At 68.6% G+C, this 21,899-nt stretch carries 18 protein-coding genes; 7 read left to right on the forward strand and 11 right to left on the reverse strand.

Translation table 11 applies throughout. The annotated features are described in order from the left end of the window. Nucleotides 1-223: 223 nt before the first annotated feature. The 8 genes from galU to cmk all read right to left on the reverse strand — a co-directional run bounded on the left by galU (nucleotide 224) and on the right by cmk (nucleotide 8,529). A complete protein-coding gene (galU, locus tag CEK69_RS11665; protein WP_026144715.1) occupies nucleotides 224-1,105 on the reverse strand; it encodes a UTP--glucose-1-phosphate uridylyltransferase GalU in 882 nt (293 codons plus the stop codon). Beyond that, a complete protein-coding gene (locus tag CEK69_RS11670; RefSeq protein WP_043091222.1) occupies nucleotides 1,105-3,015 on the reverse strand; it encodes a nucleoside-diphosphate sugar epimerase/dehydratase in 1,911 nt (636 codons plus the stop codon). The genes galU and CEK69_RS11670 overlap by 1 nt, the downstream gene beginning before the upstream one ends. Beyond that, complete coding sequence (locus CEK69_RS11675) at nucleotides 3,015-4,004, reverse strand: glycosyltransferase family 4 protein (RefSeq protein ID WP_152245727.1); 990 nt, start codon at nucleotides 4,002-4,004, stop codon at nucleotides 3,015-3,017. Before CEK69_RS11675 ends, CEK69_RS11670 begins: the two co-directional genes overlap by 1 nt. Further along, on the reverse strand, nucleotides 4,004-5,182 hold the full coding sequence (gene lapB / locus CEK69_RS11680) for a lipopolysaccharide assembly protein LapB (protein WP_017910701.1): 1,179 nt from the start codon (nucleotides 5,180-5,182) through the stop codon (nucleotides 4,004-4,006). The genes CEK69_RS11675 and lapB overlap by 1 nt, the downstream gene beginning before the upstream one ends. 6 nt (nucleotides 5,183-5,188) lie before the next feature. Beyond that, complete coding sequence (locus CEK69_RS11685) at nucleotides 5,189-5,488, reverse strand: LapA family protein (protein ID WP_017913729.1); 300 nt, start codon at nucleotides 5,486-5,488, stop codon at nucleotides 5,189-5,191. Between the two features lie 73 nt (nucleotides 5,489-5,561). Further along, on the reverse strand, nucleotides 5,562-5,867 hold the full coding sequence (locus tag CEK69_RS11690) for an integration host factor subunit beta (RefSeq protein WP_010342890.1): 306 nt from the start codon (nucleotides 5,865-5,867) through the stop codon (nucleotides 5,562-5,564). Between the two features lie 80 nt (nucleotides 5,868-5,947). Continuing rightward, nucleotides 5,948-7,627: a 30S ribosomal protein S1 gene (gene rpsA / locus CEK69_RS11695; RefSeq protein WP_010342889.1), complete on the reverse strand. Its 1,680-nt coding sequence runs from the start codon at nucleotides 7,625-7,627 to the stop codon at nucleotides 5,948-5,950. A 230-nt stretch (nucleotides 7,628-7,857) separates the two neighbouring features. After that, a complete protein-coding gene (cmk, locus tag CEK69_RS11700; RefSeq protein ID WP_017910699.1) occupies nucleotides 7,858-8,529 on the reverse strand; it encodes a (d)CMP kinase in 672 nt (223 codons plus the stop codon). 172 nt (nucleotides 8,530-8,701) lie between these two features. On the opposite strand from cmk, the gene ykgO reads away from it, so the two are divergent. The 5 genes from ykgO to CEK69_RS11725 all read left to right on the forward strand — a co-directional run bounded on the left by ykgO (nucleotide 8,702) and on the right by CEK69_RS11725 (nucleotide 12,955). Beyond that, nucleotides 8,702-8,827: a type B 50S ribosomal protein L36 gene (ykgO, locus tag CEK69_RS11705; RefSeq protein ID WP_010342887.1), complete on the forward strand. Its 126-nt coding sequence runs from the start codon at nucleotides 8,702-8,704 to the stop codon at nucleotides 8,825-8,827. Nucleotides 8,828-8,954: 127 nt separating this feature from the next. Continuing rightward, nucleotides 8,955-9,284: a hypothetical protein gene (locus tag CEK69_RS11710; protein ID WP_017913727.1), complete on the forward strand. Its 330-nt coding sequence runs from the start codon at nucleotides 8,955-8,957 to the stop codon at nucleotides 9,282-9,284. Nucleotides 9,285-9,452: 168 nt separating this feature from the next. After that, on the forward strand, nucleotides 9,453-10,490 hold the full coding sequence (locus CEK69_RS11715; protein WP_152245729.1) for an agmatine deiminase family protein: 1,038 nt from the start codon (nucleotides 9,453-9,455) through the stop codon (nucleotides 10,488-10,490). 141 nt (nucleotides 10,491-10,631) lie between these two features. Further along, nucleotides 10,632-11,516, forward strand: a complete 885-nt coding sequence (locus CEK69_RS11720) for a carbon-nitrogen hydrolase (protein ID WP_152245731.1) — start codon at nucleotides 10,632-10,634, stop codon at nucleotides 11,514-11,516. A gap of 158 nt (nucleotides 11,517-11,674) precedes the next feature. Next, nucleotides 11,675-12,955 carry a TraB/GumN family protein gene (locus tag CEK69_RS11725; RefSeq protein ID WP_191091331.1) on the forward strand — a complete coding sequence of 427 codons (1,281 nt, stop codon included), beginning with the start codon at nucleotides 11,675-11,677 and terminating at the stop codon, nucleotides 12,953-12,955. 121 nt (nucleotides 12,956-13,076) lie between these two features. Here the strand turns inward: CEK69_RS11725 and CEK69_RS11730 are convergent, their stop codons facing one another. From CEK69_RS11730 to CEK69_RS11740, 3 genes are read right to left on the reverse strand one after another with little or no spacing between them, the layout of a single operon-like run. Beyond that, nucleotides 13,077-16,163: an efflux RND transporter permease subunit gene (locus CEK69_RS11730; RefSeq protein WP_152245733.1), complete on the reverse strand. Its 3,087-nt coding sequence runs from the start codon at nucleotides 16,161-16,163 to the stop codon at nucleotides 13,077-13,079. Continuing rightward, nucleotides 16,160-19,666, reverse strand: coding sequence for an efflux RND transporter permease subunit (locus CEK69_RS11735; RefSeq protein WP_152245735.1), 3,507 nt, complete (start codon nucleotides 19,664-19,666; stop codon nucleotides 16,160-16,162). Before CEK69_RS11735 ends, CEK69_RS11730 begins: the two co-directional genes overlap by 4 nt. Then, complete coding sequence (locus CEK69_RS11740) at nucleotides 19,666-20,784, reverse strand: efflux RND transporter periplasmic adaptor subunit (protein ID WP_043092113.1); 1,119 nt, start codon at nucleotides 20,782-20,784, stop codon at nucleotides 19,666-19,668. Before CEK69_RS11740 ends, CEK69_RS11735 begins: the two co-directional genes overlap by 1 nt. Before the next feature lie 194 nt (nucleotides 20,785-20,978). Between CEK69_RS11740 and CEK69_RS11745 the strand changes: the two genes are divergently transcribed. Further along, nucleotides 20,979-21,362 carry a cytochrome c gene (locus CEK69_RS11745; protein ID WP_026143839.1) on the forward strand — a complete coding sequence of 128 codons (384 nt, stop codon included), beginning with the start codon at nucleotides 20,979-20,981 and terminating at the stop codon, nucleotides 21,360-21,362. Nucleotides 21,363-21,369: 7 nt separating this feature from the next. Beyond that, a complete protein-coding gene (locus CEK69_RS11750; protein ID WP_017911097.1) occupies nucleotides 21,370-21,831 on the forward strand; it encodes a cytochrome c in 462 nt (153 codons plus the stop codon). Nucleotides 21,832-21,899 lie beyond the last annotated feature (68 nt).

Genomic DNA, 21,899 nt, shown 5'->3' on the forward strand with positions numbered 1-21,899 from the left:
CCCCCCACGCAAACGCCCCTCCCCCTCCGGGAGAGGGGTTGGGGTGAGGGTCCGGCACCAAGCGCGTGTTGTACAGACCAGCGCACAAACGGAAAAGGCAGCCTCGCGGCTGCCTTTTCCGTTTGTCATCCGATTCGGCTTATCCGGATCGAATCAGCCGCCAGACGCTCCTGGATCGGCACTCAGCCAGCGCACCGCTCTGCAGCGGCGCGCAGCACCAGGCTCATTCCTCCGCGAGCATCTGCGTGAGCTTCGCGCGCGCCGGCTTGGCCAGCTTCTTGTTCTCCAGCGCAAACCGGATAGTCGCCTCGACCAGGCCCAGGTGGGTCCCGCAGTCGAAACGGGTGCCCTCGAAACGGTAGGCGTCCACTTCCTCGCTCTTCAGCAGCGCGGCGATGGCGTCGGTCAGCTGAATCTCGCCGCCCGCACCGGTGCCGGTGCTTTCCAGCAGTTCGAAGATCTTCGAGCTGAGCACGTAGCGCCCGACCACCGCAAGATCGCTCGGCGCGTCTTCCGGCTTGGGCTTCTCGACGATCTGCGCGATGCGGCCCTTGCGGCCGTCGAAGGCCTCGGTAGCCACGATGCCGTAGCTGGCGGTATTCTCGTGCGGCACGTCTTCCACCGCGATCACGCTGGCGCCGCTGCGTTCGTTGAGATCGGCCATCTGCTTCAGCGCGCCGTCGCCACGGTTCCAGATCAGGTCGTCCGGCAGCAGCACCGCGAACGGCTCGTCGCCGATGACCGACTTGGCGCACAGCACGGCGTGGCCCAGGCCCAGCGCTTCGGCCTGGGTCACGAAGACCGCGCGCACGCCGTCCGGCAGCACGTGACGGATCATTTCCAGCTGCTCGTGCTTGCCGGCACGCTCCAGCTTCTGCTCCAGTTCGTAGGCCTTGTCGAAATAATCCGCGACCGCGTGCTTGTAGCGGTTGGTGACGAAGATCAGGGTGTCGCACCCTGCTTCGATCGCCTCGTCCACGGCGTACTGGATCAGCGGCCGATCGATGATCGGCAGCATTTCCTTGGGAACGGTCTTGGTGGCGGGAAGGAAGCGGGTACCCAAACCTGCCACCGGGAATACTGCCTTGCGGATTCTCTTGCTCATCAGAGCCTTCTGGCCTCGCGTGCGGGGAATGGAACGATGGTAGCGGAGCCGTCGTGACCGTCTTGCTGACGCAAGGGCGCGAACTCCGGCATGGTCATGCGCAACACCTTCTCGATGGTGTCGCTGTCGTAATCGGCCACGGCGGCGCGCAACTGCTGCACGCCGCGCAGCACGTCCTCGCGCGAGAAGCTGCGCACGCCGGCCTCGAGGATCTTCGGGTGCGAGGTGGGCCGGTAGTTCTCGTCGGCGTAGAACAGCGTCTCGTGCAGCTTCTCGCCCGGACGCAGGCCGGTATAGACGATGGCGATGTCGCGCCCGGGCTGCTTGCCCGCCAGGCGGATCATCTGCTCGGCCAGCAGGCGGATCGGCACCGGCTCGCCCATGTCCAGCGTATAGATGGCGCCATGCGACGCCGAGGCCGCCGCCTGCACGATCAGCTGGCTGGCTTCGGGAATGGTCATGAAGTAGCGCGTCACCTGCGGATCGGTGACCGTCACCGGGCCGCCCTGGCGGATCTGCTCGCGGAACAGCGGCACCACGCTGCCGGCCGAGTCCAGCACGTTGCCGAAGCGCACGGTGACGAAGCGCGTGCTCACCGCCTGGTCGTCCAGCGACTGGCACACCATTTCGGCGTAGCGCTTGGACGCACCGAGCAGATTGACCGGATTGACCGCCTTGTCGGTGGAAATGAACACGAAGGTCGAGACCTTGGCCGCGACACAGGCGCGCGCCACGTTCTCGGTGGCCAGCACGTTGTTGCGCACCGCCTCGCGGCACTGCCGCTCCAGCAGCGGCACCTGCTTGTAGGCGGCGGCATGGAACACCGCGTCCGGCTCGGCCACCTGCATGGCGTGACGGATCACCGCCGGATCGCCGCAATCGCCGAGCACGCAGTCGATCTCCAGATCGGGGAACGTGCGGTGCAGGTCGGCGTGGATGGTGATCAGCGCCAGTTCGTTGATCTCCAGCAGCACGATCTTGCGCGCGCCGTGACGCGCGCACTGCCGGCACAGTTCCGAGCCGATCGAACCGCCGGCGCCGGTGACCAGCACGGTCCGCCCGGACAACCAACCCTTGATCAGCTTCCAGTCCGGGGTCACCGGCTTGCGCCCGAGCAGGTCCTCGATCGCGACCTCCTTGAGCTCGCCCGGCAGGTAATGACCTTCGAGCACGTCGAGCAGGCGCGGCACGGTGCGGAACGGCAGGCCGGTGCTTTCGCAGATCGCCACGACGCGCTGCATGCCGGCCGCGTCCAGCGACGGAATCGCGATCACCAGCAGCTTGGCGGCGGTTTCCTTGGCGATCGCGCCGGCTTCGTCGATGCGGCCGAGGATCGGCAGGCCCTGCAGCTTGGCGCCGTGCAGATGGCCGGCGTCGTCGACGAAGCCGACCGGATGATAGGCGCCGGAACGGCGCAGGTCGCGTACCAGGGCCTCGGCCGCACGGCCCGCGCCGACGATCAACACCCGCCGCGCGGTATCGTCCGAGTGCGCGATCTGATAATCCTTCCAGGCGCGGTACAGCAGGCGCGGCGCGCCCAGCAGCGCGGACAACGCGAACGGATACACCATCAGCACAGAGAGCGGGATCGCGTCGAAGCGGCTGTAGGCCAGCCCCAGCACGATCGCCACCAGGCCGTAGAAGCTGGCCTTGAAGATATTGAGCAGGTCCGGGACGCTGGCAAAGCGCCACAGGCCGCGGTACAGGCCGACCTTCCAGAACACCAGCCCCTGCGCAACCAGCACGATGGCGGTGTTGAGGTTCCACAACGGCAGCGGGTGCTCGCCGGGGAGCATGGTGTAACGCGCCGCGTGCAGCAATTGCCAACAGACCCAGACGATGGCCAGATCGTGGACAACCACGGAGGCCTTGGGAAACAGCTCGGTAACTCGGTCGCGCGTGGAAAGCATCAGTGATCCGTGAGAGTTCGGCGCATCCGGTTGCGCAAGGCCAGCCAAAGCACACCTGCCGAACAGAACCAGGCGATCGTCAGACCGGCCTGCGTGCCCGCATCCAGGGGCCTGCCCAGCCGCGCAATTGTAATCGCGACAATGCTGAACAGACCGTAGGCGAGCGTGACGACAGTATGGCTACTGCCGGTGTGTACCCAACGCTGGTAAAAATGTTGCGCGTGCGGTTGCCACCAGCGTTCGCCGGCGAGCATGCGCGAGACGAGCGTGAAGCCTGCGTCGATGGCAAAGGCCGACAGCGGCAATGCCGGCAGCCAGGGCGCCTGGCCGCCGGCGACGAGGCACCAGGCGAACAGCGCGGCGATCAGATAGCCAAGCGCGCCACTGCCGACATCGCCGAGGAAAATGCGCGCCCGGGGGTAGTTGAACGGCAAAAATCCCGCGCAGGCCACCAGCAGCACCCAGCACGGCCAGCGCAGCGGCGCCGGCAGCAGGCAGGCGAATCCCAGGGCGGCGAGCATCGCCTGGCTGCTGGCCAGGCCATTGATGCCGTCCATGAAATTCCAGATATTGATTAGCGAAACCGTCGCCAACCACACCAGCGTGACCATCCACAGCGGCTGGCTCGCCTTGTAGACAAGTGCAGCCAGCAGGGTCGCGGCGACCGCATGCACCAGCAATCGCAGCGCTGCCGACAGCGAACGGTGGTCGTCCCACCAGCCGACGCCGGCGACCAGCACCAGGCCGGCGGCGACGGTGGCGATGCCCCCGCCGTGCTGCGGCCATTGCAGGGCCGCCCAGCCGCAGGCCAGCAGCACCGCCGCCACGATCGCCACGCCGCCGCCGCGCGGCGTGGCCACGGTGTGGCTGCGCCGCTCGCCGGGCGCGTCCATCAACTTGCGTTTGAGTGCGTACTGGCGCGACAGCCAGGTGCCGGCCGCGCTGAACACCCCGAGCGCCAAGAGCAGCGCGGCTCCTGCAATGGGCACTACACCACCGCGTAGTTGAGCAACGGCTTGACCGTGCCCCACTCCTTGCAGCTGGGGCATTGCCAGTGGTGGGTGCGCGCGCCGAAGCCGCAGCGGGTGCAGCGATAGCTGGGATTGCGCACCAGCAGCTGGTCGGTGATGTGCTTGAGATCCTGCAGGGTCGCGGTGGAATCGGCGCCCTCGGCCAGGGTCAGGTCGATCAGCGCGGACTCGCCGCGCACCGACGGCCGGTCCTTGAGCTGCCGGCCCAGGTAGGAACGCGCGGCGGAAATGCCTTCTTGCGACTCCATCAGGCGGGTCAGCGCCAGCACCGGAGCGATGCCGCGGTAGTGCTCGGTCATCTCCGACAGGAACGCGCGCGCGCCGCTGAGATCGTTGCCGCGGCGGTAGCACTCCATCAGCGCCGGCATGATCTCCGGCAGGTAGTCCGGGTCGTGGCGCGCGGCGCGCTCGAAGGCGCGGATGGCGGCCTCGTCGTTGCCGTCGTCGACATCGATGCGCCCTTCCAGGATGCCGGCACGCACCGACTTGGCATCGGCCTGGTAGGCGCGCGCGATCGCCTCCCGCGCCAGGTCGTTCTTGCCCGAGGCGCGGTAGCGGTCGGCCAGTTCGCATTCGAACTGGGCGATCAGCTTGCCCATCGGCTCGCCGGTCACCTCTTCGTAGCGGGTGGCGTTGTCGATGGCCTTTTCCCAGTCGCGTTCGGCCTGGTAGATGCCGATCAGGTGCTTGAGCGCTTGCGGCGCGCGCTGGTCGATCTGCGCCAGTTCGGTGAACACGGTTTCGGCGCGGTCCAGCAGCCCCGACTTCATGTAGTCCTCGCCCAACGCCAGCAAGGCCTGCACGCGTTGCGCGTCGCTCAGGTCGCCGCGCTGGACCAGGCCCTGGTGCAGGCGGATGGCGCGGTCGACCTCACCGCGGCGACGGAACAGGTGGCCCAGCGCGACCTGGGTCTCGAAGGTTTCCTTGTCCAGTTCGGCGATGTGCAGGAACAGCTCGATCGCCTTGTCCGGCTGCTCGTTGAGCAGGTAGTTGAGGCCGCGGAAATAGGTGCTGGACAGCCGGCTGACCTGGGTATCGCCATGGCGCTGGCCGCCACGGCGGCCGATCACCCAGCCGCTCAAGGCCGCCAGCGGCAGGAACAGGAAGAACCAGAACCACTCGGTCAGAAAGTCCATCGAAGATCAGCGTCCGTCCAAGGGCTGGTGGGCATGGGGGGAAACCGGCGCGACGGCCGGGGTCGCGGCGTTCGCGGCCTTGTTGGCGCGACGCAGCTTGGCATACAGGGGGATCACCAGGGCCGCCAGCACCAGCGAGGCGCCGATCAGCACGCCGGCGAACAGCGAGACGATGATGGCGATGCCGGAGGTGGTGGCGATGCTGGAGAACACGAAGTTGATCTGGATCGGCTGCGAATTGAGCGACCCGATGACCAGGCCGGCCAACAGCAACACCAGCAGGATCAGCAGTCGTGCGATCTTCATGAGCAACTCCAGCGTCGGGAGACACTAGATTAGCCGAACAGGCGTGGATTCCGGCAAGCGCCGGACGCCGGGCTCAGGGCGTGTCGGATTCGACCGGGACGACGCCGCTCACGCGCTCGCGCAGCTCCTTGCCGGGCTTGAAATGCGGCACGTGCTTGCCGGGAAGCGCGACGGACTCGCCGGTCTTGGGATTGCGTCCCAGGCGCGGCGGCCGGTAATGCAGGGAAAAGCTGCCGAAGCCGCGGATCTCGATGCGATCGCCGCCGGACAGGGCGCCGCCCATCATTTCCAACAACGACTTCACCGCCAGATCGACGTCGTCCGACTTCAGATGCGCCTGCTTGCGCGCCAGGATTTCGATCAGCTCGGATTTGGTCATTTACGGATGCGTGCAGTGGGGTCGCAACCTGGCACGGCCCGGGAACACCGGGCCGTGCCAGTAACGCTGCGTGTGGCGGATTACTCGGACTTGTTGCCGTTCAGCTGCGCACGCAGCAGCGCGCCCAGCTGGGTGGTGCCGCCCGACGCGGACTGGTATTCCTCCAGCACTTCGCGCATTTCGGCATCGTCCTTGGCCTTGATCGACAGCTGCAGGGTGCGGCCCTTGCGGTCCATGCCCACGAACTTGGCTTCGATCTTGTCGCCGACCTTCAGGTGCTGGCTGGCGTCGTCGACGCGCTCGTTGGCGATGTCGCGCGCGGCGACGTAGCCTTCGATGCCGTCGGCCAGGTCGATGGTGGCGCCCTTGGCGTCCACTTCACGCACCACGCCCTCGACCTTCGAGCCCTTCGGGTTGGCGGCCATGTACTGGCCGAACGGATCCTGCTCCAGCTGCTTGACGCCCAGGCTGATGCGCTCGCGCTCCGGGTCCACCGCCAGCACCACGGCTTCCAGCGTGTCGCCCTTCTTGAAGTTGCGCACGATGTCTTCGCCGGTGGTGTTCCAGCTGATGTCGGACAGGTGCACCAGGCCGTCGATGCCGCCGTCCAGGCCGATGAAGATGCCGAAGTCGGTGATCGACTTGATCTGGCCGGACACCTTGTCGTTCTTCTTGTGGGTGGCGGCGAAGGTTTCCCACGGATTGGCGGCGACCTGCTTCATGCCCAGCGAGATGCGGCGACGCTCTTCGTCCACGTCCAGCACCATCACTTCGACTTCGTCGCCGACCTGCACGACCTTGGACGGGTTGACGTTCTTGTTGGTCCAGTCCATCTCGGACACGTGCACCAGGCCTTCCACGCCCGGCTCGATCTCGACGAACGCGCCGTAATCGGTGACGTTGGAGACCTTGCCGAACACGCGGCTGTTGGCCGGGTAACGGCGCGCGATGTTGTCCCACGGATCCTCGCCCAGCTGCTTCAGGCCGAGACTGACGCGGTTACGCTCGCGATCGAACTTCAGCACGCGCACGTCCAGCTCGTCGCCGACGTTGACCACTTCGGACGGATGGCGCACGCGCTTCCAGGCCATGTCGGTGATGTGCAGCAAGCCGTCGATGCCGCCCAGGTCCACGAACGCGCCGTAGTCGGTCAGGTTCTTGACCACGCCCTTCAGGATCGCGCCTTCCTGCAGCTTGTCCATCAGCTGCTCGCGCTCTTCCGAGTGCTCGCTCTCGACCACCGCACGACGCGAGACCACCACGTTGTTGCGCTTGCGGTCCAGCTTGATCAGCTTGAACTCCAGTTCCTTGCCTTCCAGGTAGGCCGGGTCGCGCACCGGGCGCACATCCACCAGCGAACCGGGCAGGAACGCGCGGACATCCTTGATGTCCACGGTGAAACCACCCTTGACCTTGCCGCTGATGCGGCCGGTGATGGTCTCGTTCTTCTCCAACGCTTCTTCCAGCTCGTCCCACACCATGGCGCGCTTGGCCTTCTCGCGCGACAGCACGGTCTCGCCGAAGCCGTTCTCGAGCGAGTCGAGAGCGACCTTGACCAGGTCGCCTTCGGCGACGTCGATTTCGCCAGCGTCGTTACGGAACTGCTCGATCGGCACGATGCCTTCGGACTTCAGGCCGGCGTTGATCACCACCACGTCGCCGCGGACTTCCACGACGGTACCGGTGACGATGGCGCCGGGCTTCAGCTTGGCCAGGTTGGCTTGGCTGGCTTCGAACAGTTCGGCAAAAGATTCGGTCATTTGAAATTACTCTAGTGGACACACGGACAGGGCGTTTTCTTCTGGAAAACAGCGACTGTCCACCTGTTAGTCGGCCCGAACAGCGGCCGGGTGTGGAATGGAAAAACCGCAGCGCGGAATTGCGCAGCGGAGCCTTTGACGCTATCGGTGGAACATGGATGTTGCGGGTGTAACGAGGAACCGGTGGCGTGCATGACGCCACCAAACTGCTGCCCTGCCCTGCGTGCCGCTCAGACCGGCAGCAACTGCAGGACGCGGCCCACCACCTGGTCGATGTCCATGCCGGTGGTATCGAGGAGGACGGCATCGTCTGCCGGCCTCAGCGGGGCCACCGCGCGTTGCGCATCGCGTGCGTCGCGGGCCATGATCTCGCGCAGCAGGTCGTCGAATATAACCGAAACCCCTTTTTCCTTCAACTGCTTATGCCGGCGCTGGGCGCGCTCCTCGGCGCTGGCGGTCAGGAACACCTTGTACGGGGCGTCCGGAAAAATCACCGTCCCCATGTCGCGGCCGTCGGCGACCAGCCCCGGCGGGGTGCGGAAGGCGCGCTGGCGCTGTTTCAGCGCCGCACGCACCTCGGGGATGGCGGCAATCGCCGAGGCCACCGCACCGGTGGTCTCCAGGCGCAGCTCGTCGGTGGCATCGGCGCCGTTGATCCGCACCCGCAGGCCGCCATCGGCGACCTCGTCGAAATCCACCCGGGTGTCGAACGTGCAGCGCACCAAGGCGGCAGCGTCGGAAATGTCCAGATTGGCCCAGCTGGCCGCCACCCCGACCGCCCGGTACAGCGCACCCGAATCCAGGTAATGCCAGCCCAGGCGGGCGGCGACGATGCGGCTGACGGTGCCTTTGCCGGCCCCGGAAGGGCCATCGATGGTCAGGACGGGAGCGGGCTCGTTCATGCGGTTCCTCGGACGGGGGGCGGCGCATTGTAGCGCCGACGCCGGCCGGGCTGGCGCAAGCAGTTGAAACCATGAAGAAAACCAGGCTACAATCGCCGGCTTACTGATCCCGCGCCATGGTTTCGGCCGTGCCGCCCTCCTTCGAATCCACAAGTTTACGCCGAGGTGTGCCATGAAAGTCCTGTCCTCCCTGAAGTCGGCGAAGGCCCGTCACCGCGACTGCAAGGTGGTCCGCCGCCGCGGCAAGGTCTTCGTGATCTGCAAGTCCAACCCCCGTTTCAAGGCGCGTCAGCGCTGATCCGACCCGGCCTGCCCTGCCGCGCCGCGCGCAGCGGTGGCCGGTCGTCGACGAAAGCCGCCTTCGGGCGGTTTTTTGTTATCGAAGTTTGCTGTAATCGGCGCTCGTCCTCTGGGGAGTACACGTGATGAAGCATCGTCTGTCCGTCCTGCCGCTGCTGGCCGTGTTGGGCCTGGCCGGCGGCGCCCACGCCGAGACCCTGCTGGTCGACCGGGTCAAGGAAGAGCCCGCCGCGGCGCTGCCGACCCGCGGCCTGAGCATGGCCCAGGTGCAGGCGCGCTACGGCGCACCGCAGCAGAAGCTGGAGCCGCGTGGCGGCCAGAAGCGGCAATGGCCGACCATCAACCGCTGGGTCTATCCGGCCTTCACCGTGTACTTCGAGAAACAGAAGGTGGTGGACGTGGTCGCCAACAAGGCCGACGCCAACGAGATCGGCCCGAAACCCGCGATCCGCTGACGCCGACCCTGCGCCCGGTCGCGCGTGCGCCTGGCCGAGCACCCCAGCACTGCCGCGTCGCGGTCGCCCAGCCGCGGCGCGGCGCAAAGCTCCCGCGCCCCGCCGGTGCGGGATACGAACGACACACACCCTGGCGCGATGCCGGGCACAACCTGAGTAGTGGTCGCAATGACTGATCGTCTTCGCCTTCCCGCGGAATGGGAGCCCCAGTCCGCCATCCTGATCGCCTGGCCGCATGCCGGCACCGACTGGGCCGAGCGCCTGGCCGAGGTCGAGGAAACCTACATCGCCCTGGTCGCGGCGATCGTGCGCTTCCAGCGGGTGCTGATCTGCGTGGCCGACGCCGATCTGCAGATCTACGCCGAGGCGCGGCTACGCTCGGCGCGGGTGGACATGCAGCGGGTGCGCTTCGTCGAGGCCGAGTACGACGACACCTGGCTGCGCGATTCCGGCCCGATCACCCTGGCGCGCGCCAGCGGCGGCTTCCAGCTGCTGGACTTCCGCTTCACCGGCTGGGGCGGCAAGTTCCAGGCCAGTCGTGACGACCAGTTGGTGAGCGTGCTGGCCGAGCAGGGCCTGTTCGCCGACAGCGACGTGCGCCGCATCGACTTCGCCCTGGAAGGCGGCGCCATCGACTGCGATGGCGCCGGCACCCTGCTGACCACCTGGCAGTGCCTGCACGAGCGCCACCCGCAGCGCAGCCGCGAATCGCTCAGCCACGACCTGGCCGACTGGCTGGCGCAGCAGCGCGTGCTGTGGCTGGACCACGGCTACCTGGAAGGCGACGACACCGACGCGCACATCGACACCCTCGCCCGCTTCGCCGGGACCGACGCCATCGTCTACCAGGCCTGCGACGACGCCGGCGATTCGCACTACGCCGAGCTGCAGGCGATGGGCGCCGAACTGGCCGCGTTGCGTACCGCCGAGGGCGCGCCCTATCGGCTGTTCCCGCTGCCGTGGGCGCAGCCGGTCATCGATGAGGGCCGGCGCCTGGCCGCCTCCTACGCCAACTTCCTGATCGTCAACGGCGCGGTGCTGATGCCGGCCTACGGCGACGCGGCCGATACGCAGGCGCAGGCGGTGATGGCGCAGGCCTTCCCGCAGCACGAGATCGTGCCGATCCCCTGCCGCGCGCTGATCTGGCAGAACGGCAGCCTGCACTGCATCACCATGCAGCTGCCGGCCGGACTGCTGGCGGACTGAACCGCCGCGCCTGCGCCGCACGCCGGCGCAGCACCGAGCACCCGCGCCGCCGCCACGCGTGGCGCGGGATTCATCTCCCCGGAACCTGCCGCGCGGCCATCCGCGCTACCATGCCGGTTTACCGCGAACCTTGATTCCGCAATGAGCCGAAACACTCTTTCCGTCGCGCTGATCCAGGAGCGCAACCACGGCGACGCCGCGGCGAACCTGGCAGCGATCGAATCGCGTGTGGCCGAGGCCGCCGCGCAGGGCGCGCAGCTGGTGCTGCTGCAGGAACTGCACAACGGCGCGTACTTCTGCCAGCACGAATCGGTGGACGAATTCGACCTGGCCGAGCCGATTCCCGGCCCCAGCACCGAGCGCCTGGGCGCCCTGGCCAAGCGCCATGGCGTGGTCCTGGTCGGCTCGCTGTTCGAGCGCCGCGCCGCCGGCCTGTACCACAACACCGCGGTGGTGTTCGAAAAGGACGGCAGCCTGCTCGGTAAGTACCGCAAGATGCACATCCCCGACGATCCGGGCTTCTACGAGAAGTTCTACTTCACCCCGGGCGATCTGGGCTTCACCCCGATCCAGACCTCGGTCGGCCGCCTCGGCGTACTGGTGTGCTGGGACCAGTGGTATCCGGAAGCGGCGCGGCTGATGGCCCTGGCCGGCGCCGAACTGCTGCTGTACCCGACTGCGATCGGCTGGGACCCCAGCGACGAACAGGCCGAGCAGGAACGCCAGCGCGATGCCTGGATCCTCAGCCATCGCGGCCATGCGGTGGCCAACGGCGTGCCGGTGTTGAGCTGCAACCGGGTCGGCCACGAGCCGTCGCCGCTGGGTGCATCGGGCATCCAGTTCTGGGGCAACAGCCACGTGCTCGGTCCGCAGGGCGAGTTCATCGCCGAGGCCGGTGGCGAGCCGACCGTGCTGGTCTGCGACGTCGACCTGCAGCGCAGCGAGCACGTGCGGCGGATCTGGCCGTTCCTGCGCGACCGCCGCATCGATGCCTACGGCGACCTGCTGAAGCGCTACATCGACTGACCCGCAGCGCCGTGCCGGGTCTTTGCTAGTGCAGCGCCGTTGACTGCGGCGCGGCGCGACCCGGCCGCAGGCGCCCATGCCGATCGCGGCCGATGCCCTCACACCCCCATGCCCGCTGAGCCCCGGCGCTGCCGAGGCGCCCTCCGATGAGTGATGGAATGAACGAACTTTCCCAGGCCGACGGCGACGATGCGCTGTTCGACGGCCAGCCGTACCGCATCGTCGAACGCGACGGCATCCGCTACACCCTGCTCGGCACCGCGCACGTGTCCCTGGCCAGCGTCGCTGCCGTGGAACGGGCGATCGGCAGCGGCCGTTTCGACGCGGTGGCGGTGGAACTGGATCCGCAGCGCCTGCAGGCGCTGACCGATCCGGACGCGCTGACCAAGCTGGACCTGGTGCAGGTGATCCGCAAGGGCCGCGTGGCCCTGTTCGCCGCCAATCTGGCGCTGGCCGCCTACCAGCGGCGCCTGGCCGAGCAACTGGGCATCGAGCCCGGCGCCGAACTCAAGCGCGCAGTCCTGCTGGCGCGCGAACGGCAGTTGCCGGTGTACCTGATCGATCGCGAAGTCGGCCTGACCTTCAAGCGCGCCTCCAGCCGGCTCGGCTTCTTCGGCAAGCTGAAGCTGGCCAGCGGCCTGCTCGGCGGCTTGTTCGCCTCCGACGAGGTCGGCGAGGCGGAGATCGAGAAGCTCAAGCAGGGCGACATGCTCGAAGCCAGCTTCGGCGATTTCGCCAGCGAGAGCCCGGCGCTGTACGACACCATCATCGCCGAGCGCGACCGCTACATGGCCACGCGCCTGCGCGAGGAACAGGCGCAACAGCGCGCGCTGCCGCTGGCCGGCAATGCCGAACCGCTGGATGGCGCCCCCGGTGCCGGCGTGCGCGACGTGCTGGCGGTGGTCGGCGCGGGCCACCTGGCCGGCCTGGCGCGGCACCTGCAGGGCGACCAGGACGACCCGGCGACGCTGCGCAAGGCGCTGGAAGAGGTGCAGACCAAGAAGAAGGTGCCGTGGATCACCCTGACCCTGACCGCGCTGGTGCTGGGCGGCGTGGCCTGGGGCTACTGGCACGGCGGCTTCGCCCTGGGCACCGACCTGCTGCTGCAGTGGGTGCTGTTCACCGGCGGCCTGGCCGGGCTGGGCTGCATCCTGGCCGGCGGGCATCCGCTGAGCGTGATCGCCGGCGCCATCGCCGCGCCGCTGAAGCCGTTCCGCCCGGGCGTGCCGGCCGGGGCGTTCAGCGCACTGGTCGAAGTGCACATGCGCAAGCCGGCCTATGGCGATTTCCTGGCGCTGCGCGACGATGCGCAGAACCTGCGCGGCTGGTACCGCAACCGCGTCTCGCGGGTGGTGCTGACCTTCCTGCTGACCAACCTGGGCAGCATGCTCGGCGTGTGGCTGGCCGGCTTCCGCATCTTCGGCAAGCTGGCGGGTTGAGCGACCCCGCGCGGCGGCCAACGTCGCCGCGCACGTTCACCCTTGTGGGAGGGGCTTCAGCCCCGACGCGGTACGGCGTCGGGGCTGAAGCCCCTCCCACAGGTCGTCTGAAGCCTCCGGATCAGGACACCATCTGCGCGGCGACGTCGCGACGCCCACGCGCGCGCCGCACCAGGTTGGCCACGCCGTTGCTCAGATCGTCCAGGATTGCGTAGATGGTCGGCAGGAACAGCAGGCTGACCACGGTCGAGAACGCCAGGCCGCCGGCGATGGCGCGCGCCATCGGGTAGTAGGCCGGGCCGTCGCCGAACATCTGCGTGGTGGTCAGCGAGATCGGCACCATCGCCAGGATCGCCGTGCCCATGGTCATCATGATCGGGCGAAGGCGCTCGCGCGAGCCTTCGATCAGCGCCTCGGTGCGGCCCAGCCCGCGCCGGCGCAGGTTGTTGATGTGCTCGATCATCACGATGCCGTTGTTCACCACCACGCCCATCAGCACCAGGATGCCGATGAAGGCCATGATCCCGAAGCTGGTGCCGGTGATCCAGAACAGCCAGAACACGCCGAACACCGAGAACAGCACACCGCTCATGATCGCCACCGGGAACAGCAGCGATTCGAACATCGCGGCCATGACCACGTAGATCATCACCAGCGCGATCAGCAGGTTGAACAGCATCTGCTTGCTGGCCTGGTCGTCGTCCTGACCGTCCGCGCCGTCGAAGCTGTAGCGGTAGCCGACCGGGAAGCTGACCGCGTTGAGGGTATCCTCGATCGCTTGCTTGGCTTCCGGCGCGGTGACCTTGGCGCCGAGGTTGGCGGTGATGGTCAGCGTGGTCTGCCGGTTGGTGCGGGCGATCTGGGTCGCGGCGGCGCGCGGCTGCGTCTCGACCAGGCTCAGCAACGGCACGCTGCGCCCGTCCTGGGTGCGTACGTTGAAGCTGTCCAGGTCTTCCGGCGAGGTCTGCTCGGCACCGGCGAAGCGCACCCACACCGGCACCTCGTTGTCGCCATGGCGGAACTCGCGCAGCGACGCGCCGCGCAGCGCCAGGCCGACGAAGCTGGCGACCTGCTCGGCGCTGAAGCCGAACGCGGCGGCGCGCTCGCGGTCCACCCGCACCGCCAGTTCGGCGCTGCGATCGCCGCTGTCCACGCGCACGTCGCGCAGCTCCTTGCGCCGCGCCAGCAGCGGCACCACGTCGTCGGCGAGCGCGCGCAGCGCCTCGGTGGAATCGCCGACCAGTTGCACCTGCACGGTCTGCCCGCCGCCGTTGCCGCCATCGCCGCCGTTGCTGTTGCCGACGTGGAAATCCACCCGCGCCGAGCGCGGCAGTTCCTTGCGGATGCGTTCCATCAGCGTGGGCAGGTCGCGGACCTGCTTCAGATCGACGGTCAGCGTGGTGCTGCTGCCCTCCTGCTCGCTGAACCAGGAATACACCTGGGTCACGTGGTACTGCGCGCGGCGCGCGTCGATGAAGCGTTCCAGCCGGGTCACTTCCTCGGCCATCTGCTCGCGCGTGTAGGCGCCCTTCCATTGGTAGCCGATGAAGACCTGCTCGCCGCCGTCGCCGCCGAACATGTCCTTCTTGGTCTGCAGCATCGGGATCACGCTCAGCGCGCTGATCAGCAGGATCGCGCACACGCTCCAGCCGCGGTGCGCCAGCGACCAGGCCAGCACCCGCGCGTAGCGGCGCTGCAGGCGCGGGATCAGCCCATGCGGGGAATGCAGCAGCGCCGGGGTGCGCATGCGCGCCGACAGCATCGGGATCAGGCTCACCGCCACCAGCCACGACGCCAGCAGCGACACCGAGATGGTGATGGCGATCTGCGACATGAAGATGCTGATGTTGTTGGTCTCGCCGAACAGGTTCGGCAGGAACACGATGCAGTGGCACAGGGTGCCGGCCGACAGCGCGATGGCGACATTGCGGGTGCCGAGGATGGAAGCGCGCTGCGGCTGGTCGGGCATGCGCTCGCGCTCCTGGTAGATGCTCTCCACCACCACCACCGCGTTGTCCACCAGCATGCCCACCGCCAGCAGCAGGCCCATCATGGTCAGGATGTTGAGGGTGACCCCGGCGAAGTACATGAAGCCCAGGGTGATGGCGAAGCAGATCGGGATCGCCAGGGTCACCATCAGGGTCGACGGCCAGTGCCGCAGGAAGAAGAACAACACCGTCACCGACAGCAGCAGGCCGACCGCGCCGGCTTCGGCCAGTTCCGCCAGCGAGGAGGTCACCGCCTTGCCCTGGTTGTCGATGACCTTGATCTGCACGTCGCTCAGCGCCGGCTGCTTGCGGATCTGCTCGACCTCGGCCAGCACCGCGCGCGAGACCTCGACCAGATTCGCGCTGCGCTCCTTGAACACGTCCAGGCCCACCGCCGGGCGCCCGTCCAGGCGCCGGCCGTAGCTCATCCGGGTCGGCTTCAGCCGCACCTCGGCGATGTCGCCCAGGCGCAGGCCCTTGGCGTCGATGACCAGGTCGCGCAGCTCCTGCAGGTCGCGCAGCTCGCCGACCGGCTGCACCCGCAGGCGCTGGCCGTTGTCGTCGATCTGCCCGGCCGACAGCGAGAAGTTGAGCTTGCCCAGGCGCTCGCTGAGCTGGTTGAGGCTGAGGTTGTGCGCGCTGAGCCGGTCCGGGGCGATGGCGATCTCGACCTCGTTCGGCGGCGCGCCGGACACCGACACCTTGGCCACCCCGGGAATGCGCTCCAGGCGACGCTTGAACTCGCGATCGAGCATGTCGTACGCGCCGGTCAGGTCGGCCGCGCCGGCCAGGCGCACTTTCAACACCGGCTGATCGCTGCTGGACCACTTGAACACGTTGTAGCGCCGCAGGTCGGCCGGCAGGTCGGCGCGGATCGCGTCGATACGCTCGCGCGCATCGGAGGCGGCGATGGCGATGTCGCGGTCCCAGTCGGAGAACTCGATGAAGATGTTGGCGCCGTCGGCGGTGGCGGTCGAGCGCATGCGCTTGATCCCGGTCATCGTCGCCAGCGCTTCCTCGGTCGGCCGCACCAGGTTGCGCTCGACCTCGTCCGGGGTCGAGCCGGTGTACGGCAACTGCACGAACAGGAACGGCGCGGAGATGTCCGGCAAGGCCTCCAACGGCAGGCGGAAGGCGGCGATCAGCCCGACCACCACCAGCGACACGAAGCACATGATGGTGGTGACCGGACGGCGGATGCTGAACTCGGCGACGCTCATGCCGGCGCGCCCTCGCCGTCCTGCAGGCGCTGCTCGCCGTTTTCACGTTGCCGCGCACGTCGCCCGCGTTCGGCGTAGTACGCGTCGGCGCGGCGGTCCAGGCGGTCGTAGACCACCGGGATCACCAGCAGGGTCAGCAGCGTGGACACCAGCAGCCCGCCGATCACGGTGATCGCCATCGGCGCGCGCACCTCGGCGCCCTCGCCGCTGGCGATCGCCAGCGGCAGGAAGCCGAACAGCGTGCACAGCGTGGTCATCACGATCGGCCGCAACCGCGAGCGTGCGCCTTCGATCAGCGCCGCGCGCTTGGCCACGCCCTCCTCGCGCAACTGGTTGACCTTGTCGATCAGGATGATCGCGTTCTTGGTGACCAGGCCCACCAGCAGGATCAGGCCGATGAACACCACCACCGACACCGGCTTGCCGGTCAGCAGCAGCGCCAGCACCGCGCCGACCAGCGCCAGCGGGATGGTGAACAGGATGACGAACGGGTGCAGCAGCGACTCGAACTGCGAGGCCATCACCAGGTACACCAGGAACACCGCCAGGCCGAACGCGAACAGCAGCGAGCGCGCCGACTGCGCCAGTTCCTCGCCCTGCCCGCCGATGTGCATGCCGACGCCGGCTCCGAGCGGATCGCGCGCCACCATCTCGCCCAGCTCGCGCACCGCCGTGCCCAGGTCGATGTCGCGCAGATTGGCCGAGACGATCGCCACGCGGATCTGGTCGGCGCGGTGGATCTCGCTGGGGCCGGTGGTGGCGACCACGTCGGCGACCGCGTCCAGGGTCACCGGCCGGCTGCTGCCCGGATTGACGATCAGCCGGCGGATGCTGTCGACGCTGGCGCGGTCGCTCTGCTGCGCGCGCACCAGCACGTCGATCTTGCGGTCGCGGAAGCTGTAGCGGGTGGCGACGTCGCCGCGCACCTTCTTCACCACCACGTCGGCGATCTGCCGCGTGGTCAGTCCCAACGCGCCGGCGCGCTCCTGGTCGAAGCGGATCTGGATCTCCGGGAAGCCCTCCTCCACCGTGGATTTGACGTCGGCGAAGTGGCCGTTGCCGCGCAGCAGCGCCGCCAGCTTCTGCCCGGCGTGCTGGATGGTCTGCAGGTCCTGGCCTCGCAGTTCGATCTCCAGCGGCGTGGAGAAACTGAACAGCTCCGGCCGGCTGAAACCGACCTGCACGCCCGGATGGTTGCGCATCGTCGCGCGCATGCGCTCGCTCTGCTGCGCCTCGAACTGCGCGCTGCCGCCGCCAGCCATGGCGATGGTCAGCTTGCCGATGTTCTCGCCGCTCTCGGTGGGGTTGGCGTCGAGCCGGGTGCCGCTGCCGCTGACCCCGTACAGCGCCTGCACGCCCGCGTCCTTGCCGTGCACCTCCTGCAATTCGCGCACCAGCGCATCGGTCTGCCGCAGCGGCGTGCCGGCCGGCAGCTTCACCGTCATCTCGAAGCGGTCCTGCGCCAGCTGCGGGATCAGGTCGGCGCCCAGCAGCGGCGCCACCGCCAGGGTCGCGGCGAAGGCCAGCGCCGCCAGTCCCAGCACCCAGCCCGGACGCGCCAGCGCACCTGGCAGCAGCCGCAGGTAGCCGCGCTCGGCCAGCGCGTACGGCGCCATCGCCAGGGCGCTGGCCTTGCGCATCACCGGCGCGACCACCGCCACCGCACCGCGCCCCAGCCGCACGCACAGCCAGGCCGCGCCGAAGAACACCCCGCGCACCGCCGCACCTGCGCCGCGCCGGCTCCAGGCCAGCGGCTTCAGCCAGCCGCGCCGCGGCTGCCAGTGCGGCGGCGCCGGTTCCACCGGGAACGCCAGCGGCGCACGGCCCTTCAGCGAGCTGAGCATCGGGATCAGCGTCATCGACACCACCAGCGAGATCGCGATGGCGATCGCCACGGTCAACGCCTGGTCGCGGAACAGTTGCCCGGCCACGCCCTCCACGAACACCAGCGGCAGGAACACCGCGATCGTGGTCAGGGTCGAGGCGACCACCGCCATGCCGACCTCGCGGGTGCCGACGATCGCCGCATCGAGCACGCTCAGGCCGCGCTCGCGTGCCTTGGCGATGCTTTCCAGCACCACGATGGAATCGTCCACCACCAGGCCGGTGGCCAGCGCCAACCCGCCCAGCGACATCACGTTGAGGCTCAGGCCGAGCCGGTCCATGAAGAAGAACGTGGTCACGATCGACACCGGCAGCGACAGCCCGATCACGAACGTGCTCCACCCATCGCGCAGGAACAGGAAGATGATCAGGATCGCCAGCAGGCCGCCGATCACCGCATCCTTCTTGACGTCGCCGATGGCGTGCTCGATGAAGCGCGACTGGTCTTCCAGCGTGGTCAGCTCGGCGTCGGCGGGAATCTGCGCCTGCAGTTGCTCCAGGCGCTTGCGCAGCGCCGCCGCGGTGGCCACGGTGTTGGCGTCGCCTTCCTTGTAGATGGCCAGTTCCACCGCCTCCTTGCCGCCCAGGCGGATGATCGCCTCGCGCTCCTTGTAGCCCTGCCGCACCTGCGCCACGTCCTTGAGCCGGATCGGCATGCCGCCGGCGACGGTGGTGGTCGTGCTGGACGTCGCGCTCTGCGCCGCCGAGGCCGCCGCGATCGCGGCTTCCGAGCCGGTGGAGGCGGCGATCGCATACATCTGCTGCAGGGCCGCGTCGGCCGCGTTGCCGCCGGCGCCCTGGGTGGTCAGCAACAGGTTGCGAATCTCGTCCAGGTCGGCGAACTGGTTGACGGTGCGCACCAGGTAGCGCTGCGTCCCCTGCTCCAGGCGTCCGCCGGAGAGATTGACGTTCTCGTCCTTGAGCCGCGCGATCACCGTGTCGATCGGCATGTTGAGCTGCGCCAGCCGCTGCTGGTCGATGTCGACCTGGATCTCGTCCTCCAGCCCACCGCCGACCTTGACCGCGGCCACGCCCGCCACCGGCTCCAGCTTCTTCTTCAGGTCCTCGTCGGCGTAGCGACGCAACTGGGTCAGCGCGCGCACCGCCTCGGCGTCGGTGTGCGCGGCGGTCTTGCTCGACAGCACCAGGCGCATGATCGGTTGGGTGGAGGGATTGAAGCGCAGCAGCACCGGCGCCTTGGCCTCCAGCGGCAGCGACAGCGCCTCCATCTTGTCGCGCACCTCCAGGCTGGCCTGGTCCATGTTGGTGCCCCAGGCGAACTCCAGCACCACGTCGCTCTGTCCGGTGCGCGAGACCGACTTGAGCTTGCGCAGGTTCTTGACCACGCCGACGGCTTCTTCGACCGGCTCGGTCACCAGCGTCTCGATCTCCGACGGCGCAGCGCCGGCGTACTCGGTGCGCACGGTCAGGGTCGGATAGCTCAGGTCCGGCAGCAGGTTGACCTTGAGCCCGTGCAGCGCGATCGCGCCGAACAGCAGCATGGTCAGCGTGATCATCGCGATGGTCACGCGGCGGCGGGTGGCGAATTCGACCAGGCCGCCACCGTGCGCGGCGGCGGGCGCAGGCGGTGCGTGCGCGTCGGAATCGGAGCCGTGCATCAGCGCGCTCCGGCGGTGGCGGCCGGGGTGGCGTCGGCAACCTCGCGCTGCGGCGCGATCACCTGCACGCGGCTGCCGTCGCGCAGCGCGACCTTGCCGGCGGTGACCACCTGGTCGCCGGCCTGCAGGCCCTGGCGGATCTCCACCCACGGCCCTTCCGCATAGCCCAGCGTCACCGGCACTCGCGCGACCTTGCCGGCGACCACGCGGAACACCGCCGGCTCGCCGTCGTCGAGCAGCGCCAGCCGCGGCACCACCAGCGCATCGGCGCGCTGGTCGTAATCGATGCGGATGCGGCCGAACATGCCCGGCTGCAGCGCCTCCGCCCCTTCGTCGAAGGCGCAGACCACGCGGAAGGTGCCGCTGCCGGCATCCACCACCGGCGCGATGCGGTCGACCCGGCCGCGGAACTGCTTGCCCGGCAGCGCATCGGCCAGCAGGGTCACCGGCTGCCCGGTCTTGAGCGTGGCCAGCTCGCGCTCGGGCACGTTGAGCGTGGCCTCCAGCCGCGAATCGTCGACGATGCGGAAGATCGGCGTGTTGATCTGCACGAAATTGCCGGTCTTGATCGAACGCGAGGCGATCACCCCGGAGATCGGCGCCACCACCGTGGCATAGGACAGCTCCAGCGCGGCCAACTGGTGTTGCGCGCGCACGTTGGCCAGGTCGTACTTGATCTGGTCGACGTCGGCGGCGCTGACCAGTTGCTGGCCCACCAGCTGCTGCGAGCGGCGGTAGTTGTTCTCCAGCTTGCGCAGTTGCGCCTCGCTCTGCGCCAACGCCAGCCGCGCGCGGTCCGGGTCCAGCCGCACCAGCGGCTGGCCGGCGCGCACCTGCTGGCCTTCCTCGGCTAGCACCGCCAGGGCCACGCCGGAGGTCTTGGCGACCACCTGCGATTCGGCGCGCGCTTCCAGCGCCGCGGTGCCGCTGTAGCTGGCCGCCACCGCACGACGGCTGGCCGCCGCCACCTCCACCGGCACCGCCTCCGGCGCCTTCTCGCTGTCGGCGGCCTTGGCCTTGGCCTCCGCCGCCGGCTTGCAGGCGCTCAGCAGCAGCGTGGTGGTGACCAACAGCGCGGCAGCGCAAGTGGCAGTGCGGCGCGTGAGCGGTCGCGTCATCGTGGTGTCCTTGGTGGATGGCGTGAATGGTGTTGTAGATAAGTAGATCACCAAACGACGTCGTGCCGTATGCCCCAAAGGTCACGGGTCGCCCACCGCCGCCAGTTTCGGAGCCGCGAAAGGTGAGGCTATACTCGGGCCGTTCCGTGTTCCCCCACGCCGGAACCCCAATCCGTCCTCCGGACCACGAAACCATGCGCACGCAGCCGCTAGCCGCTTGTTTTGCTCTGGCCGTACTCGTTTCTGTTGGGGCCGCCCCGGCGATGGCGCAGACCGCGCCGGCGCCCGCCGCTCCCGCCGCCGCAGCCGCGGCACCTGCGCCTGTTCAGGGGAACGCGGCCAACGGCCGGGTGCTCACCTACACCTGCCAGGGCTGCCACGGCGTCACCGGCTACAAGAACGCCTATCCCAGCTACCGCATCCCCAAGATCGGCGGGCAGTCGGCGCAGTACCTGACCCAGGCGCTGACCGAATACCGGCTCGGCAAGCGCAAGCATCCGACCATGCAGGCCCAGGCGGAAAGCTTCTCCGACCAGGAGATCGCCGACATCGCCGCTTTCCTGTCCACCCTCAAGTAGGCCTCCCATGCCGAACGCCGCGCACGCCTTGCGTCCCGCCCTCGTCCTGCTTGCCGCCCTGTGCCTGGGGGCCTGTTCGCAATCGCAGGTGGAATCCACCAGCAAATCCGCCGGCGACCCCGGCCACGCCAGCGGCGAGCACGGTTCCGGCTCCTCCGCCGGCCTGCCCGGCGGGCGCATCGACGCCGGCGACAAGCTGGCCCACGCCAAGGGCAAGGCCACCGGGCAGAGCTGCATCGACTGCCACGGCGCCGACGGCAACGCGCCGATCGACCCGACCTATCCCAAGCTCGGCGGCCAGTACGGCGACTACCTGGCACACGCGCTGCAGGCCTATCGCGGCGGCACCCGCACGCATCCGCTGATGAGCCCGCAGGCGGCGCAGCTGAGCGACCAGGACATCGCCGACCTGGCCGCCTACTTCGGCTCGCGCAGCAGCCAGTTGCGCGATTTGCACGGCGTGAACTGAGCGCACCGCGCGCAGGGACCGCGCACGCCACATGACGCGCGCGGTCGCCTGCACCAGGCTGCGCCGAG

This window comes from Xanthomonas sp. LMG 12462, from assembly GCF_009192885.1.
Classification (GTDB): Bacteria; Pseudomonadota; Gammaproteobacteria; order Xanthomonadales; family Xanthomonadaceae; genus Xanthomonas_A; species Xanthomonas_A sontii.

What these genes read in the sequence shown, in the direction of transcription:
- CEK69_RS11735 (WP_152245735.1), bottom strand. Translation starts at nt 19,666, where the DNA reads ATGCACGGCTCCGATTCCGACGCGCACGCACCGCCTGCGCCCGCCGCC.
- CEK69_RS11750 (WP_017911097.1), top strand. Translation starts at nt 21,370, where the DNA reads ATGCCGAACGCCGCGCACGCCTTGCGTCCCGCCCTCGTCCTGCTTGCC.
- galU (WP_026144715.1), bottom strand. Translation starts at nt 1,105, where the DNA reads ATGAGCAAGAGAATCCGCAAGGCAGTATTCCCGGTGGCAGGTTTGGGT.
- rpsA (WP_010342889.1), bottom strand. Translation starts at nt 7,627, where the DNA reads ATGACCGAATCTTTTGCCGAACTGTTCGAAGCCAGCCAAGCCAACCTG.
- CEK69_RS11740 (WP_043092113.1), bottom strand. Translation starts at nt 20,784, where the DNA reads ATGACGCGACCGCTCACGCGCCGCACTGCCACTTGCGCTGCCGCGCTG.
- CEK69_RS11730 (WP_152245733.1), bottom strand. Translation starts at nt 16,163, where the DNA reads ATGAGCGTCGCCGAGTTCAGCATCCGCCGTCCGGTCACCACCATCATG.
- CEK69_RS11745 (WP_026143839.1), top strand. Translation starts at nt 20,979, where the DNA reads ATGCGCACGCAGCCGCTAGCCGCTTGTTTTGCTCTGGCCGTACTCGTT.
- cmk (WP_017910699.1), bottom strand. Translation starts at nt 8,529, where the DNA reads ATGAACGAGCCCGCTCCCGTCCTGACCATCGATGGCCCTTCCGGGGCC.
- CEK69_RS11725 (WP_191091331.1), top strand. Translation starts at nt 11,675, where the DNA reads ATGAACGAACTTTCCCAGGCCGACGGCGACGATGCGCTGTTCGACGGC.
- lapB (WP_017910701.1), bottom strand. Translation starts at nt 5,182, where the DNA reads ATGGACTTTCTGACCGAGTGGTTCTGGTTCTTCCTGTTCCTGCCGCTG.
- ykgO (WP_010342887.1), top strand. Translation starts at nt 8,702, where the DNA reads ATGAAAGTCCTGTCCTCCCTGAAGTCGGCGAAGGCCCGTCACCGCGAC.
- CEK69_RS11685 (WP_017913729.1), bottom strand. Translation starts at nt 5,488, where the DNA reads ATGAAGATCGCACGACTGCTGATCCTGCTGGTGTTGCTGTTGGCCGGC.
- CEK69_RS11715 (WP_152245729.1), top strand. Translation starts at nt 9,453, where the DNA reads ATGACTGATCGTCTTCGCCTTCCCGCGGAATGGGAGCCCCAGTCCGCC.
- CEK69_RS11710 (WP_017913727.1), top strand. Translation starts at nt 8,955, where the DNA reads ATGAAGCATCGTCTGTCCGTCCTGCCGCTGCTGGCCGTGTTGGGCCTG.
- CEK69_RS11690 (WP_010342890.1), bottom strand. Translation starts at nt 5,867, where the DNA reads ATGACCAAATCCGAGCTGATCGAAATCCTGGCGCGCAAGCAGGCGCAT.
- CEK69_RS11670 (WP_043091222.1), bottom strand. Translation starts at nt 3,015, where the DNA reads ATGCTTTCCACGCGCGACCGAGTTACCGAGCTGTTTCCCAAGGCCTCC.
- CEK69_RS11720 (WP_152245731.1), top strand. Translation starts at nt 10,632, where the DNA reads ATGAGCCGAAACACTCTTTCCGTCGCGCTGATCCAGGAGCGCAACCAC.